The sequence below is a fragment of the Actinocorallia sp. API 0066 genome, assembly GCF_020991275.1.
GTDB lineage: Bacteria > Actinomycetota > Actinomycetes > Streptosporangiales > Streptosporangiaceae > Actinocorallia.
Window position 1 is genome coordinate 1 of the sequence record NZ_JAJLQY010000007.1, and the last position, 15,049, is coordinate 15,049.

Consider the following 15,049-nt stretch of genomic DNA (forward strand, 5'->3'; position numbering starts at 1 on the left):
GAGTAGGACACCGCCGCAATACACTGTGAAAGATAGGGCCCCGGAGAGATCCGGGGCCCTTTCTGCATTTCCGGGGAAAGCACGGCACGGGTCGTCAAAAAGCGCCCCCGGGTGGTGGGTCGGGGGCGCTTTGGGGGTGGGGGTCAGTCGGTGGTGAGGGTTTTCTGCCAGGTGGGGTCGGTGGTGAGGACGGTGAGGCGCTGGGTGGCGCGGGAGACGGCGACGTAGAGGGTGCGCAGGCCGGTCGGGGTCTGCGCGGCCACCTCCTCGGGGGAGACGAGCACGGCGGCGTCGAACTCCAGGCCCTTGGCTTCGAGGACGTCGAGGGTCTGCACACGGTCGGGCACGTCCCAGGTCTCCTTCGGCCAGCCGAGCGGGAGGATGACGCCGATGGTGCCCTCGACCTGGCCGAGCAGGTCCACCACGGCGTCGCGGGCGGCGTGCAGCAGGGCGGGACGGTCGGCGTCCTGGTGCAGCGCGACCATCGCCTCGTAGCCGGTCCGCCGGACGGCGCGGGCCGGTGCCGCGTCGGGCACGGCACGGGCCAGCACCCGGGTGGCTACTGCGGCGATCTCGACCGAGTTGCGGTAGTTCGTCGTCAGCTCGAACGCGTGGTGCGGTCGGCGCGGTGTCCGGGCCCCGCCGCCGCGCCGGTCGCGTCCGCCCCGGTTCCGTGACTGCCCGCGTGACGGCCTGCGTGACGGCCCGGCGCCACCGCCGTCTCCGCCGATGCCGAGCGCCGCGTTCATGGCCTGCCGTGACGCGTCGAGGTCCTCCCAGGCGGACTGGGCGGGGTCCTCCACGACGGTCCAGGTGGCCTGGCGGCCGCGTCGGCCGAGCATCCGCCACTGCATGGGCGAGAGGTCCTGTGCCTCGTCCACGACGACGTGGCCGAAGTCGGTGGCCTCCTCTGCCTCGTCGTCCACCCTACGGGCGCGCTCGGACCGTTCGATGGAGGTGCTCAGCTCCCGGTACTCGGGCTCCCAGTCGGCGACCTCCTCGCCGGTGAGGATGTTGACGCCGTCCACGACGTACGGGTCGTCCTCGCGGACCTTCCCGGCGGCGCGCGGCGGCCGGCCCAGCACCGCGTCGATCTCGTCGAGGAGGGCGACGTCCTGGTAGGACCAGTCGTCTTCGTGGGTGAAGGAGGCGGCGAGCCTGCCGACCTGGTCGGGGGTGAGCTCGCGGCCAGCGGCGGCGCGCAGCCGTTCCGGGTCGCCGAGGGTGCGCAGCACCTGGGCGGGCGTGCGGATCGGCCACCAGGTGGTGAGGAAGTCGCCGAGCTGGTCGCGCGCGTTGGCGATGAACTCGGAGCGTTTGATGCCGGGCGCGTCCACGAGGCCGCCGATCTCCACGAACCTGTCCCAGAGCGTGTCCAGGAGGGTCTCGGCGACCTTGCGGCGGGCGGTGTTGACGCTGCCGGAGACCCGCTGGTGGAGCTGGCGGCGCAGCTTGTCGAGCCGGACCCGGTCCAGCCTGACGACAACGCCCGCGTGCACGACGGTCAGCAGCTCGGGGGCGCCCGGCGGGTGGTCGGCGACGGCCCTGCGCAGCACCGCCGCCATGGATCCGGCACCCTTGATCCGGCTGACCTCGGGGCTGTCGTGCCGGGTGGCGGTGACGCCGGGCACGAGGTCGCCGAGCGAGCGCAGCGCGGCCGAGCCCTCGCCGAGCGACGGCAGGACCCGTTCGATGTAGGCGGTGAACCGCTGGTTGGGCCCGACGATGAGGACACCACGGCCGCCGAAGCGGCGCCGGTGGTGGAAGAGCAGGTAGGCGACCCGGTGCAGGGCGACCGCCGTCTTGCCGGTGCCGGGGCCGCCGCGCACGATGACGGTGCCGTCGGCGGGCGCCCTGATGACGACGTCCTGTTCGCGCTGGATCGTCGCGACGATGTCCCGCATGGCGCCTTCGCGGGTGCGGGCGAGCGAGGCGAGGAACGCGCCGTCCCCGACGACGGTGAGGCCGTCGACGAGGGCGGGCTGGAGGAGGTCGTCCTCGATGTCGATGACGCGGTGGCCGCGCGAGTGCAGGACGCGGCGGCGGACGACGCCGCGCGGGTCCTCGGGCGTCGCCCGGTAGAACGCCTCGGCGGCGGGGGCGCGCCAGTCCACCACGAGGGACTCGTGGTCGCGGGTGCGGACGCCGATCCTGCCGACGTACAGGGGCCCCTTGCGCTCGGCGGCCGGGGCCTCGCCGTTCTGGGCGGCCTCGGTGACGGCCTGGCGGAGGTCGAGCCTGCCGAACACGAGGCCGTCGTCGGCGACGTTGAGCGCCTGGGTGCGCAGCGACGCCTGGTAGACCATGGCGTCGCGGTCGACGAGCGAGCTGCGGGTGCCGGCCTGGGACTGGCGGAAGCCCTCCCTGAGCAGGTGCTCGGCCTCGACCCGCATCTCGTCGAGACGGACGTACGCGGCGTCGACCGTCGTCTGTTCCGCGGCGATCTCCGCGTCCTTGACCTGCCCGGCGGCGGGTCCGGCGGCGGGGCGCCCCACGTTGGTCGGCGACATACCTCTCCCTCTCGACAGAGGAAGAAGCTTATGCGCTCCCGGTGTCGCCGGTGGAGGCCCGTCCCGCGCGTTCGTCCCGTTCCAGGACCGCCTTGACGCCTTCGAGGGTGGCGCGCATGCCGTCCCTGTTGATCCCGGCCCTGCGGGCGGGCGGGGTGCCGGTGAAGATCCGGCCGAGCAGGGAGACGACGCCGGCGGTGCGGTAGCCGCGGCGCAGGTCCTGCCAGTACTCGGTGAGGCGGGTGCCGCCGTCGACGGGTTCGATCCGGTAGCCCCACAGCGCGACCTCCATCCCGAAGGAGGAGACGCGGAAGGCGAACACCTGTCCTGGCAGGTGGGCGGTGACCTCGCAGGTGGTGAACCACACGTAGGGGCCGCGCCGGTTGAACCCGACGAACCTGCTGCCCTCCTCGACGGGTTCGTCGCGGACCCAGACTTTGAAGACCTCGGGCGACCATTCGGTGACCCGGCGCGGGTCGGCCACGGCGGCGAACACCTGGTCCGGCGGCGCGGCGATCAGCACGCTCTCCTCGACGACCCATTCCCGCGGCTCGGCGGCTTCGGCTCCCATGCGCCGATCCTCCCGCACTACGGTGATTCCGTGAACACCGACCACCCGGGAAAAGCGTCGGACGGCGCGGCGGATCCGTGTACCGGGATTACTGACATGCCCTCTGACGGGCTGAAACGGCCGCAGCCGCCCTCGTTCGCCGTGCCGGGGTCCTGGACCTCCTGGACGGACGCGGAGCCGGAGCTGGCCGTCCTGCTGGACGCGGGGGGCCTGGCCACGGTGCGGCGGGCGGCGGAGGCGGCGGCCCGCTGGCACGGGGCGCAGCGCAGGCCGACCGGCGAGCCCTACACCGTGCACCTGTTCGAGGCGCTCGAAGTGATCGTCAGGGGCGCGGGGGAGCGTGATCCGGAGGTGCTCGCCGCGACGCTGCTGCACGACGTCGCCGAGGACACCCCGACGACGGTCGCGGAGATCGAGGCGGAGTTCGGGCCCGTCGTCGCCGAGTACGTGGACTGGCTGACGAAGCCGCCGGTGGTGTCCAAGCGGGACAAGCGGGCGGCGAAGGTGGCTTACCTGCGGCGGCTGAGGGAGGCTCCGGCGCAGGTCGTCGCGGTGAAGCTGGCGGACCGGGCGAGCAACGTCTCGACGCTGGACCGGATGCCGCCCGACTTCCAGCGCCGGTACTACGCGGAGACCGTCACCTATGTGATGCCGCTCGCGGAGGGCGTGCCGTTCTTCGCCGGGTGGTTCGCCGACTGGGCGCGGCGGTTCGCGCATCTGCGGTGACGTCGCCGTCCAGGCCCGCCGCGACCGCCTCGATCCTGGCGAGGAAGGCGGGGACGGCGTCGGCCCAGTCGTAGCGGGCGGCGACGGCGGCGTGCCCGCGCCGGGCCAGGTCGGCGCGGAGCGCGGGGTCGCGGCGCAGCCGCAGCACGGCCCGGACGGCGGCGGCCGCGTCGGGGACGATCAGGCCCGCGCCCGTCTCCTCCAGCAGGTAGCCGGTGGCGGGCTCCGGCCCGGCGACGACGGGCACCCCGTGCGCGAGGTACTCGAGGACGGGCGTGGGGACGGCGGGCAGCGGCCGGGCGGCGCGCAGCGGGCCGAGCGCGGCGGACGCGCCGGAGATGATCCGCAACGCCCTGTCGTTCGGCACGAACCCGTACCAGCGCAGCACGCCTTCGCGCTGGGCGGTCCGCAGCATCGGCCTGACGTCCTCGGCGGCGGCGCCGATCACCTCGGTGGCGATGCCGTGCTCGGCCAGGCCGCGCGCCACGGTGATCAGTTCGGCGGCGCCGCCCGCCCTGGTCAGGTCGCCCAGGTGGACGACGCGGGGGTCGTCGGGCGGGCGCGGCGGGGCGGCCGGGACGGGCGTGAGGGTGGGGAAGGCGTCACCGAGGACCACGGGGACGCCGCGTGGGACGGCCCTGCGTAGGGCGGGGTCGTGCAGGAGGAAGAGGTCGGTGTGCGCCGCCCGTTCGGCCATGGCGCGGCGGGCGTGCCGGAGCGCGGCGAAGCGGTGGGCGCGGCGCGGGACGTCCACGGGGGTGATGCCGGGCCAGGGCGTGGCCCGGTACGCCCGGAACGGCGCGACGTAGGTGACGCGGTGGCCGCCGTCGAGGAGGGCGCGGATCTGCCGGTGCAGAATCCGGGCGTCCTCGGGGTGGTGGCCGACGGTGCAGACGCAGACCCGCATGGGGCCGCCTCCCGAGTGCTCACGATGCCGGAAAGGATGCTTCACCGGGCATCGTGACCAGCGCCGATGTACGCTGCGTGAACGCAGGGAGGCGGCTCGCCGTCGGATGCTCTAGTTTGTGCGGGTGCCGGGGCCCGTCAGTCCAGGTATCCCCAGGTCTTGACGGTGTCCAGGAGCCGGGGGTGGATCTGTTCGGCGGTGGGCAGCGGGCGGGCCGCCTGGACCTTGCCGGACTTGATGTTGGCGCTCCAGTCGCCGAACACGGGCTTGATCGGGCCGTGGTCCTGCGCGCCGTAGTCGAGCATCCCGGACTCCCAGGGCAGGTCGAGGTACTCGCAGATGCGCCTGGTCTCGTGCTCGGGGTCGGCGGTGAGGTCCTCGTACCTGACGGTGACGCCGTCGAGGTGCTGCCTGGCCTCCTCGACGCCGGCGACGTAGTTGTACGTCTCGTCGACGACGTCCTCCACCAGGGCGCCCTTGCGCCGGTTCATGACGGACTCGACGACGGACTGGGGGTGGCGGAGCAGGAAGATGTACCGGGCCTTGGGCCACGCGCTGTTGATGCGGCGCCAGATCAGGGCGTTGGCCGGGGTCTTGTCCACGATGACCGCGGCTTTGCTGCGTTCCATCTCGTGGTGCAGGATCCGGTCCCAGAGCAGGTGTTCGAGCTCCTTGCGGGTGAGGCCGAGCGCCCCCATGACGTCGTCGGTGAACTCACGGCTGGGCTCCACCTTGATCGTGCGCAGGTGCAGCTCGTGCGGCGCGCGGATCTGGGTGTGGCTGTTGAGGATCACCCGCAGCAGCGTCGAGCCGGAGCGCTGGGAGGACATGACGAACACCGGCGAGGGCACGAGGCGCTTGGCGCCGTGCCGCCGCGTGGGGATCTCCACCCGGCGCTTGGGCTTGACGCCCGGTGGGCGCAGGGCCTCGGCGAGGTGTTCGGTACGGCGGCGGATGGCCCGCTTGACTGCGGTGCTGCGCTGTGCTTCCTGCATCCCTCATGTCCCGGGTCGTTGGTGGCTCGCAGGAGACGATAGCGACGAACCGTACCAATCTGGACTAATGTTGCTGAATATTAACTGAGAAACAGGCAACCTCGGCACCATTATGGTGCTCGCCACGCCTGCCTGATGTAGCGAACACCACGGTTGACGATCGCCGGGCGGCTCTTGGCGAGGTCTTTGCGCTCTCCCGGGTCCTTGCTGAGGTCGTACAGCTCGTACGTCCAGCGGCCGTTCGGCGCCGAGTACTCGTGGCCGGGGGCCCAGCCGATCAGCTTCCAGTTGCCGAACCGCACGGCGGCCGAGCACTGCCGGCCCCGCCCCTTCTCCAGCGAGCGGTGGGTCTTGGTGGACCCGGCGTGCAGCCGCAGCCAGTAGAGGTACTCGTGCTTGGGGGCGCCGCCCGTCCCGTTGAGGACCCGGCGCAGCGACAGGCCGTCGTTCTTGGGGGTGCGGGCACCGGCGTAGTCGGCCATCGTGGCCATGAGGTCGTAGTGCGCCATCGGGTGTGTGGTGCGCTTGCGGACCGTCCGGCGCAGCAGCTTCGGCGACCAGACGATGAACGGGACACGGGTGCCGCCCTCGTACAGGTTCCGCTTGATCCCCTTGTAGGGGCCGCTCGCGTTGAAGAACGCGGGCTCCACGCCGTTCTCCTCGTGCGCGCCGTTGTCCCCGGTGAAGACCACGATGGTGTTCTCGTCCAGGTCGTTGCGCTTGAGCGTGTCGATCAGCACGCCGACGTAGGCGTCCAGGCGGGTGATCTGGGAGGCGTGCGTCTTGTTGGCGGGGCTCCAGTCGCGGTTGCGGTACGGCCCGAGATCGCCGATCACCGACGGGGCGTGCGGGAGCGGCAGGGTGAGCATGAGCAGGAACGGGTCGTCCTTGTTCGCCTCGACGAACTCCAGCGCCCTGTCCATGATCAGGTCCGGGCCGTAGAGCGCGCCGTAGTCGTCGAAGTTGCCCGGCAGCGGCACCCGGTTGCGGTTGTTCCACAGGAAGCGCGGGTAGTAGCTCTTGGCCTGGTGGTGGGTCATGTAGCCGAAGAACTCGCCGAAGCCCCGCGCGTTGGGGTGGCTTCCCTCGTCGGCGGAGTTGCGGCCGAACCCCCACTTGCCGAACAGCCCCGTCTTGTACCCGACGGACTGGAGCACGTCGCCGATCGTCCGGGTCCCCGCCGGCAGCGGCAGCTCGCCCTCCTTCGGCGGGTTGCGCCGGACGGGGTTGTGGCCCGCGTGCAGGCCGGTGAGCAGCGACGCCCGGGACGGCGCGCACACGGGCGCCGAGGCGTAGGCGTCGGTGAACAGCAGCCCTTCCTTGGCGAGCTGGTCGATCCGCGGCGTCCTGATCTTCGACTGCCCGTACGCCCCGATCTGGCCCCAGCCCAGGTCGTCGGCGAGGATCACGATGAAGTTCGGCCTGCCCGTGGCGCCGGGGCCGCGCTGGGCGACGTCGTCGGCCCGGACGACCTCGCCGAGCTGGCCGTGCGGTGAGCTGGGCGGCTGGTCGCCCGCCGCGAGCTTCTCCTTGGGGGCCGGTGCGCCTTCGCGCTGGGACGGCCAGGCCGCGCAGGCGGCCGACCCGGCGGCCAGCACGCCCGCGCCGAACAGGAAGCGACGCCTGTTACTCAAGAGATGGCTCCTGGGGAGTGAGGGGGACCGGAGCAGCTTAGCGAGATCAACGGACAGGCGAATTGTTAATCGGTTCCGACAGCTCAAGTTGGCCGCCCGTTCATGTGGTTATGCGAAGGTTCTGGTGACGGTCAGTCACATCGTGACGGAACCTACCCCGGATTGATAGGTGCCATGACGGAGCTAGCTTGGGTCGAGTCACCCCTGCAGTTGCTGTCTGTGCTGGAGGCGCGGTACGCCGGAGTGCTCGGTCCCGCGGCGGTCCGGGTGCGCGACGGCTCCGCGGCGCTCGCCGCGACGGCGGCCGAGGCGACGCGGCTGGGCCTCCCGCCTGGCGTGGAACTGGTCGCCGCCCGTCGCGCCGCGGTGGGCAGGACGGGCTGGGCGCTCGGCGACGCCTTCTCCGGGCAGGCGCAGACGGCGCTGCTCAGGTCGCCCGCACCGCGCAGACTCCTCCTGGTTGATGACGGTTTGGCCACACTGCACCTGCTCGGGCTGCTTTGCGGGCCGTGGCGGCAGCCGCTCGTCCGGGCGCGCGCCCAGGCGGGCCTTCCGCGCCGCGCGCTGGGCGCGGTCGCCGGAGCCCGGCTGCGCGCGCTGGCGGCCGACGGAAGGGTCACCGTGTTCACCGGGCTGCCGGTGCCGTCCGCCGTGATGGCGCGCGCGCACCGGGTGGGCATCAGTGTGGTGCGGCACGACTTCCCGTGGCTGCGCTCGCTGCCCGCCGACCCGCCGCCGGACGAGCGGCTCGTTGTGCTCGGCACCTCGCTCGTCGCGAACGGGCTCATCGACCGCGAGGCGTACGTGCGGTGGCTGCGGGCGCGGGCTTCGGAGGAGCCGTTCGTCTACCACCCGCACCGCAGGGAGAGCGCCGACGTGCTCGACCTGCTGCGCGCCGACCCGCGCGTCAGGGTCCGGGAGTCCGGGCTGCCCGTCGAACTCAGCCTGCGCGGGCTGACATCCTGGCACCGTGTGGTGTCACTGCCCTCGACGGCGCTGTCGTCGCTGCGCGTCCTGCTCGGCGGCGACGGGCCCGTGATCGAGGGCGTCACGGTGCCGTCCGGTTGGTGGACCGACCGTGCCGACGCCTCTCTCCGCACCCATCTCAGCCTTTTCACCGTAGGACCGGAGTTCGCTTGAGACTGCTCGCTGTCGCTGATTCCGACTCCTACCTGAAGTGGGCCGCCGCGCTGCTGCGCGGGCTGCCCGGCGAACACCGCCTCATCGTGGTGCGCACGCCCATCACGCCCTCGCCCGAGCAGCGGGCCGCCGCCGTCAGCGGGAGCGGCGAGGAGGTCCCGCCCGTCGTGTCGGCGCAGGCGTTCCGGACGCTGCTGCGCACGTTCGACCCGGACGCCGTGCTGCTGATGTGCACCGGTCCGGTGGTGCGGGCGCTCGCGCCGTGGGTGTCGCGGGGCCGCCGCCGCGTCCTGGTGTCGGGCCTGCCCGGCATCTCGGTCCCGGCGACGCGCCGGGCCTGGAAGTTCCGGGCCGCCGCCGACCTCTTCATCGTGCACAGCGCCCGCGAGGTCGCCGAGTTCACCGAGATCGGCGAGTCGCTCGGGATCCCCGGCCGGGTCGTGCGGACCACGCTGCCCTTCCTGGAGCCCGCGCGCACGCACCGGGCGGCGCAGGAGGACGTCCCGCGCGACCGTGTGGTGTTCGCGACCCAGGCGAAGGTGCCCGCAGGCAGGGAGCAGCGGGAAGAGGTGCTGCACGCGCTGGCCGCGCTCGCGCTCAGCCGGCCCGACCTGCGTGTTGTGGTGAAGCTGCGGGCGCGGCGCGGTGAGCAGCAGACGCACCGGGAGGCGCTGCACTACGAGGAGCTGTGGGAGGAGCTGCCCTACGACCGGGACCTCCTGGAGTTCGACGCGGGCCCGATGTACGTGCAACTGGCCAGGGCCGCCGGGTTCGTCACGGTCAGCTCGACGGCGGCGCTGGAGGCGATCGCCGCCGACGCGCCGGTGCTCGTGCTCGGCGACTTCGGCGTGTCGGCCAAGATGATCAACCTGGTGTTCGAGGACAGCGGGCTCATCGGGACGCTCGACGAGCTGGCGCGCGGCACGTTCCGGCGGCCGTCCGAGCGGTGGTGCGCGGAGAACTACTTCCACCCCGCCGAACAGAACGACTGGACCTCGGCGCTGGAGGAGCTCGTCGCCAAGGCCGAGACGCTGCCCGCGCCGTACCAGCCGACGCAGAGCAGGTGGGCGCGGACGCGCGGCAGGGCGAGGGTGGAGCTGCCGCCGCCCGCCTACCGGGCGCTGTTGCGCGCGCGGCGCGCGCTGCGCGGCGTCTGAGCGGGGTCGGGCGGCGCGAGGAGTTCGGCGAACAGCTCGCGCCGCTCGGTTGAGGCGCCGTACAGCACCGACGCGAGCAGCTCGGGAGGGAAGCCGCGCAGGGTGGCGGCGGCACGGGCGCGCTGCGCCTCGCGCAGGGCGGGCGTCAGCCTTGACTCGATCTTGATCTGGTTCGCCATGATCGCGCAGTAGTTGCGGATCGCCTTGTAGCGCAGCACGTCGGGTTCGCCGTCGGCGGCGAGGTCGGCGAGCACGGTGTCGAAGGCGTCGAAGTAGTGCAGTTGGCGGGCGTCGCCGATGCGGGTGAGCGCGGTGGGCGCGTCCCGCCGGTAGAAGACGCCGCCCAGCGGGACGACGGCGAACGACGCCGCGCGCCGGTACAGCCGCCAGAACCAGGGCCGGTCCTCGGCGGTGTGCAGCCGGGGGTCGAACTCCAGCAGCGGGCCCAGCGACCTGCGGTAGATCCCGGCCCAGGTGAAGGGGTAGTCCACCATCGACTTGTCGTGCTGCGGCAGGATCGCGGCGCGCGCCGGAAGCCGTTCGCGGGCGCGCGCCTCGGGCGTCGTGCGCAGCAGCCGTTCCGTGCCGCGCGCCTCGACGTGGTCGGTCATGACGAAGTCGCAGTCCAGCGTCTCGATCGCGGCGACGAGGTCGGCGAGGTGGCCGGGCCGGATCCAGTCGTCGCCGTCGAGGAAGGTCACGTAGCGGCCCGCCGCCTCGGCGAGGCCGGTGTTGCGCGCGGTGGACGGGCCGCCGGGCTCCGGCCGGGTGATGACGCGCAGGCCGGGCACGCGGGCACGGCGCAGCAGGTCGCCGGTCGCGTCGGTGGAGCCGTCGTCGACGACGAGGAACTCGTGGCCGGGCCGCGCGTTCGCGGTCAGGGAGGCGAGCAGGTCCGGGACGTAGGGTGCGACATCACGGACCGGGCTGATCAGCGACAGGACGACCATGGCGGGGGCGGCCTCCGGGAGACAGGACCCGGCGCAGGCGCGTACCCGCCGAGGGGACGGGCAGGTCGAGCGCGGCCAGGCCGGCGGCGGGGAAACGGGAGCGCGGGGCGGACGGTCCGGCGAGGTGGCGTAGCGCGTCCTCGCGCAGTTCGGGCAGGTGGCCGGGCCGCAGCGTGTAGGCGAGGGCGCGAAGGGACTCCTGGAGGTCGGCGGCGGGCGGCGGCGCGACGATCCGGCCGCCGCCGGTGAGCCGGGGCACGGTCCGGTCCACGAGCACCGCGGCGACCCGTTCGGCGCCCCCGGCCAGCGCGCCCGCCCCGAGCGCGGCGACGGCGGTGCCGGGGAGCGCGCCGGCGCGGGCGAGCGCGGCGTACGCGGCGAGTTCCGGCCCGGCGTGCCCGACGACGAGCGCGGGCCGCACCGACCACGGGTCGGCCACCACGTGCACGGGCACGCCGAGCCGGCGCGCCTCCCGGACCAGGCCGCGCGGCACCGTCTCGCCCGCGAACCACACACGCGGGCCGTGCCCGCGCCGGCGCGGGCCCCGGACGAGATCGCCGTCGCCGGGCGGCGGGTCGGGGTCCGGTGTGGCGGGGCGGGCGCGGAGCGCGGCGCGCAGCGCGGTGGCGGTGAGCCTGTCCTCGACGGCCTGGGGGAGCGCGGCGCGCCGGGTGAGGGACTCGCCCAGCAGGAGGACGCCGTGGGGCGGGTCTGCCGGAACCCCGAGGAGGGCGGGCAGGGCGGCGAGGGGGATCGGCACGGGCTGTCGGTCGTACTCGTGGAGGAGGACGGGCGAGGCGCCGGGCAGAAGGTCCAGGTGGAGGAGGGAGGTGATCCGGGAGCCGACGCCCACAGGGAGACGGACGGGGGTGGGGCCGTAGGAGGCGAGGTCGGAGACGCAGACGGTGATGCGCGCGCGCGACAGGATCGGGGCGAGCGACCGCAGCCCCGCGATGCCGTCCACGACCAGGTGGAGCGGGCCGGTCAGGGACCAGCGGTCGGTCAGCAGCCGTTCCAGCACGGGCAGGTCGCCGACGCGCGGGGTCCAGCCGTCCGGGCGCAGCGGCCCGAACTCGTCGTCCCAGCGCAGCACCGTGCCGAACCGGGCGGCGATCCCGGGGCCCGGCTCCTCCGCCGCGAGCAGCACCGTCCGCCAGCTCGGCCCGGCCGGGAGGAGGCCGGCGGTCAGGGCGGCGGTGTGCGCGGCGACGGCCAGCCGGGTCGTCGCCGCGCACACCAGGACGGGGCCGGGCACGGGCCGTCAGTCCCGGAACCGGTCGACCTGGCGGAAGGCGCGCAGCGCCATCCTGCGGCGGCGGCTCGCCCTCGGCACCGCGACCTCGACCGCGCGGTTCGGCGGCAGCCCGCCCGGCAGCCCCAGCGACGTCAGCCTGCGCCGTTTGAAGAACCGCTGGACCTCGGGCCAGTGCTCCTTCAGATAGGCGGCGGCCTCCGCGCGCAGTTCAGGCCGGGTGCCCGCCTGCATCGCGTAGGTGACCGCCGCGACGAGCGGCGCGAGCAGCGGCCCGTAGTTCGCGGGCTCGGTGAGGGAGCCGTCCTCGCCGAGCGCGGGCACGGTCGCCTCGACGATCGTCACCGGTATCCGGTTGCTGTTCTCGTAGGGAGCGAGCCTGTCGAGCAGCATCTCGGCCCCGACGGCGGCGGCCGGGACGCCGTAGTAGCGGGTCGCGGTGACGAGCGCCGTCGAGAAGCAGCCGACGATCAGTGCGGGCCGAACCGCCGCGCACCACGCCTCGGCCGGTACGGGTTGGTCGACGACCAGGAGCCGAACGCCGAGCCGCCGCGCCTCGGCCGCCAGGTGTTCGGTCGCCCTGACCGGGCTCGCCGGATGGGGCTTGAAGAGCACGGTCGTGAACCCACGGGCCACGACTCCACGCAGCATCGCCACATGAAGGTCATCTTCCTCCTGCGCGCTGAGGATTTCCAGAGCGGCCAGGTACTGACCGACCATCAAAGGGGTGCCTTCGGGCACTTCGGTACCGTCCGGGGCGGTCAGCGCCCCCCGGACGGCCCCCGTCACCTCGTCCAGGACCTTCCGGAAGGCCGCGTCGGGGATCGTCCGGGACGGCACCCCGTACTCGGCGAGGAGGTGCGGGACGAGTCCCGGCACCAGGTCGAGGTGAAGGAAGGCGTCGATCCGGCTTCCGACGCCGAGAGGCAGGGTGCTCCGGGTGGGGCCGTAGGACATGAGCCCGTCGGAGTAGACGGTGATGGGCGCGCCGAAGAACAGGGCGCACAGGGTGCGGGCGGGGGCGACGGCGATGGACTCGACGACGAGCTCGATGTCGTGTCCGGTCAGCCCCCACCTGTCCCTGAGCCACCGCTCGTACAGCGGCAGCTCGTCCTCGCGCGGCGTCCACCCGGACGGGTGCAGCGGCGCGATCTCCGCGTTCCAGTCGACGAGCGTGTGGAACCGGTGCGCGAGGGTCTCCCAGCCGGGTTGCGCGGTGAGGCCGGGGGTGAGTTCGGGAATCGCCGCGTTGTTGCTGACGACGAGGACGCGGCGGCGGCTCCCGTCGTCGCCCAGGAGACCGGCGTCCAGGGCGGCGGCGAGGGTGAGCGCGCCGAAGGGCGTGGAGGCGAGGAGGATCTGCGTGGTGGTCAAGCGTCGATGCCCAACAGGTCGGCGAACAGGTCGCGGCGGTCGGTACCGAGGCCGGGCAGGACCTCGGCGAGCGTGTCCGGGGGGAAACCCTGGACGGTGCGTCGGGCACGGCGGCGCAGTTCCCTGCGCAGCGCGGGGGTGAGCCGGTGACGTTCGTTCAGATGGTGGGCGATCATGGCGCAGTACGTGCGGACGGCCTTGCGGCGCAGCCGTACGGCGTCCGGGTCGGCGTCCAGCTCGGCGAGCACGAGGTCGAACGCGTCGAAGAAGTGCAGTTGCCGGGCGTCCCCGATCCTGGTGAGCGAGCCGGAGACGGAGCGCCGGTAGAACACCCCGGCCAGGGACACGACGGCGTAGCCGGGCACCTCGCGGTGCAGCCGCCAGATCCACGGCCGGTCCTCGGCGGTGTGCAGGTGCGGGTGGAAGTGGAGCAGGTCGCCGAGCGAGCGCCGGTAGACGCCCGCCCAGGCGTACGGGTAGTCGACCATCGACCTGTCGTGGACGGGCAGGATCGCGTCCCTCGGGTCGAGGACCTCGTCGCGCCTGCCCATCGGGGCCCGGTGCAGGCTGTGCTTGCGCCCGCTGACCTGGACGTGGTCGACCCTGACGAAGTCGCAGCCGAGCCCCTCGACGGCGTCGGCGAGGGCGGTGAAGTAGCCGGGCGCGACCCAGTCGTCGCCGTCCAGGAAGGTGACGTACTTTCCCCGGGCGGCGGCCAGGCCGGTGTTGCGGGCACCGGACAGGCCGAGCGCCTCCGGGTTGGTGAGGACCGTCAGGCCGGCGACCCCGGACTTGGCGAGCAGCCGCGGGGTGTCGTCCCGCGAGCCGTCGTCCACCGCGAGGAACTCGATGTCCGGGGCCGTGTTCCTCCTGAGGGTGAGCAGCATGTCGCCGACGTACGCCTGGACGTCGCGCATCGGGATGACGACCGACAGCCGCGGGGCGGGTGTGCCCATCAGGCGGTGGTCCTCCGCAGGCGTTCGCGCGGCTCGGCCTCGCCCGGGAAGACGCGCTTGACGCCGTCGCCGAGGGCCTGCTCGATCACCCGGATGTCCCGGACGAGGTGCTGGAGGCCGGTCGGCTCCAGCGACGCGGCGTGGTCGGAGCCCCACATCGTCCGGTCGAGGGTGATGTGCCGCTCGACGGCGCACGCGCCGAGCGTGACGGCGGCGAGGCTGATCTGGAGGCCGCGCTCGTGCCCTGAGTAGCCCACCGGCACACCGTAGCGCTCACGGAGCGTGGTGATCGTGCGGAGGTTGGCCTCTTCGGCGGGCAGCGGGTAGGTGGACGTGGCGTGCAGGATGACCAGGTTGTTGGTGCCGAGGATCTCGACGGCCTCGTCGATCTCGGCGATTTCCGACATACCGGTTGAGAGGATCACCGGCTTGCCCGTCGCGGCGAGCGCCCGCAGGAGTTCACGGTCCGTGATGGACGCGGAGGCGACCTTGTGCGTCACCACGTTGTACTCCTCAAGGAACTCCAGCGACGGCACGTCCCAGGGGGACGCGAACCACTGGAGGCCGCGCTTGGCGCAGTACTCGTCGATCTCGGCGTACTCCTCCTTGCCGAACTCGACGCGGTGCTTGTACTCCAGGTACGTCATCTCGCCCCAGGGAGTCGAACGTAGTTTCGACTGCTGGTCGACGGGTACACAGATCTCGGGGGTGCGCTTCTGGAACTTCACCGCGTCACAGCCGGCGTTGGCCGCGACGTCGATGAGCTGGCGGCAGATCTTCATGTCGCCGTTGTGGTTGATGCCGATCTCGCCGATCACGTAGACCGGGTTCCCGTGGCCGACCCGCAGGTCGCCGATGGTGACGGAAGCTGCCATGG

General features: G+C 73.0%; 13 protein-coding genes. 3 read left to right on the forward strand and 10 right to left on the reverse strand.

Translation table 11 applies throughout. From position 1 onward, the window contains the following. Positions 1-143: 143 nt before the first annotated feature. Both LO762_RS18415 and LO762_RS18420 read right to left on the reverse strand, forming a co-directional pair. Positions 144-2,510 carry an AAA family ATPase gene (locus LO762_RS18415; RefSeq protein ID WP_230616724.1) on the reverse strand — a complete coding sequence of 789 codons (2,367 nt, stop codon included), beginning with the start codon at positions 2,508-2,510 and terminating at the stop codon, positions 144-146. Positions 2,511-2,538: 28 nt separating this feature from the next. Continuing rightward, entirely contained in the window at positions 2,539-3,081 is a 543-nt protein-coding gene (locus LO762_RS18420; RefSeq protein WP_230616725.1) for an SRPBCC family protein, read from the reverse strand. Between the two features lie 96 nt (positions 3,082-3,177). Between LO762_RS18420 and LO762_RS18425 the strand changes: the two genes are divergently transcribed. Then, a complete protein-coding gene (locus LO762_RS18425; RefSeq protein ID WP_230616726.1) occupies positions 3,178-3,807 on the forward strand; it encodes an HD domain-containing protein in 630 nt (209 codons plus the stop codon). Here the strand turns inward: LO762_RS18425 and LO762_RS18430 are convergent. The 3 genes from LO762_RS18430 to LO762_RS18440 form a co-directional block, all read right to left on the reverse strand. Further along, complete coding sequence (locus LO762_RS18430; protein ID WP_230616727.1) at positions 3,719-4,714, reverse strand: glycosyltransferase; 996 nt, start codon at positions 4,712-4,714, stop codon at positions 3,719-3,721. The two genes, LO762_RS18425 and LO762_RS18430, sit on opposite strands and share 89 nt — an antisense overlap. 137 nt (positions 4,715-4,851) lie before the next feature. Continuing rightward, positions 4,852-5,709, reverse strand: coding sequence for a sulfotransferase (locus LO762_RS18435; protein ID WP_230616728.1), 858 nt, complete (start codon positions 5,707-5,709; stop codon positions 4,852-4,854). A 110-nt stretch (positions 5,710-5,819) separates the two neighbouring features. Beyond that, on the reverse strand, positions 5,820-7,343 hold the full coding sequence (locus LO762_RS18440; RefSeq protein WP_230616729.1) for an arylsulfatase: 1,524 nt from the start codon (positions 7,341-7,343) through the stop codon (positions 5,820-5,822). A gap of 174 nt (positions 7,344-7,517) precedes the next feature. On the opposite strand from LO762_RS18440, the gene LO762_RS18445 reads away from it, so the two are divergent. After that, positions 7,518-8,483, forward strand: coding sequence for a hypothetical protein (locus LO762_RS18445; protein ID WP_230616730.1), 966 nt, complete (start codon positions 7,518-7,520; stop codon positions 8,481-8,483). Further along, on the forward strand, positions 8,480-9,640 hold the full coding sequence (locus tag LO762_RS18450; RefSeq protein WP_230616731.1) for a DUF6716 putative glycosyltransferase: 1,161 nt from the start codon (positions 8,480-8,482) through the stop codon (positions 9,638-9,640). Before LO762_RS18445 ends, LO762_RS18450 begins: the two co-directional genes overlap by 4 nt. Here LO762_RS18450 and LO762_RS18455 read toward each other — a convergent pair. Genes LO762_RS18455 through LO762_RS18475 form a run of 5 tightly spaced genes read right to left on the reverse strand, consistent with a single transcriptional unit; the run spans position 9,595 to position 15,047 of the window. Continuing rightward, a complete protein-coding gene (locus LO762_RS18455; protein WP_230616732.1) occupies positions 9,595-10,590 on the reverse strand; it encodes a glycosyltransferase family 2 protein in 996 nt (331 codons plus the stop codon). The genes LO762_RS18450 and LO762_RS18455 overlap by 46 nt on opposite strands. Next, entirely contained in the window at positions 10,556-11,845 is a 1,290-nt protein-coding gene (locus tag LO762_RS18460; protein WP_230616733.1) for a hypothetical protein, read from the reverse strand. The genes LO762_RS18455 and LO762_RS18460 overlap by 35 nt, the downstream gene beginning before the upstream one ends. Before the next feature lie 6 nt (positions 11,846-11,851). Next, positions 11,852-13,216, reverse strand: coding sequence for an alpha-2,8-polysialyltransferase family protein (locus LO762_RS18465; protein ID WP_230616734.1), 1,365 nt, complete (start codon positions 13,214-13,216; stop codon positions 11,852-11,854). Beyond that, positions 13,213-14,172: a glycosyltransferase family 2 protein gene (locus tag LO762_RS18470; protein WP_230616735.1), complete on the reverse strand. Its 960-nt coding sequence runs from the start codon at positions 14,170-14,172 to the stop codon at positions 13,213-13,215. The genes LO762_RS18465 and LO762_RS18470 overlap by 4 nt, the downstream gene beginning before the upstream one ends. After that, positions 14,172-15,047 (reverse strand): N-acetylneuraminate synthase family protein, encoded by an 876-nt coding sequence (locus tag LO762_RS18475; protein WP_230616736.1) that lies wholly within the window; start codon positions 15,045-15,047, stop codon positions 14,172-14,174. The genes LO762_RS18470 and LO762_RS18475 overlap by 1 nt, the downstream gene beginning before the upstream one ends. Between the last annotated feature and the right edge of the window lie 2 nt (positions 15,048-15,049).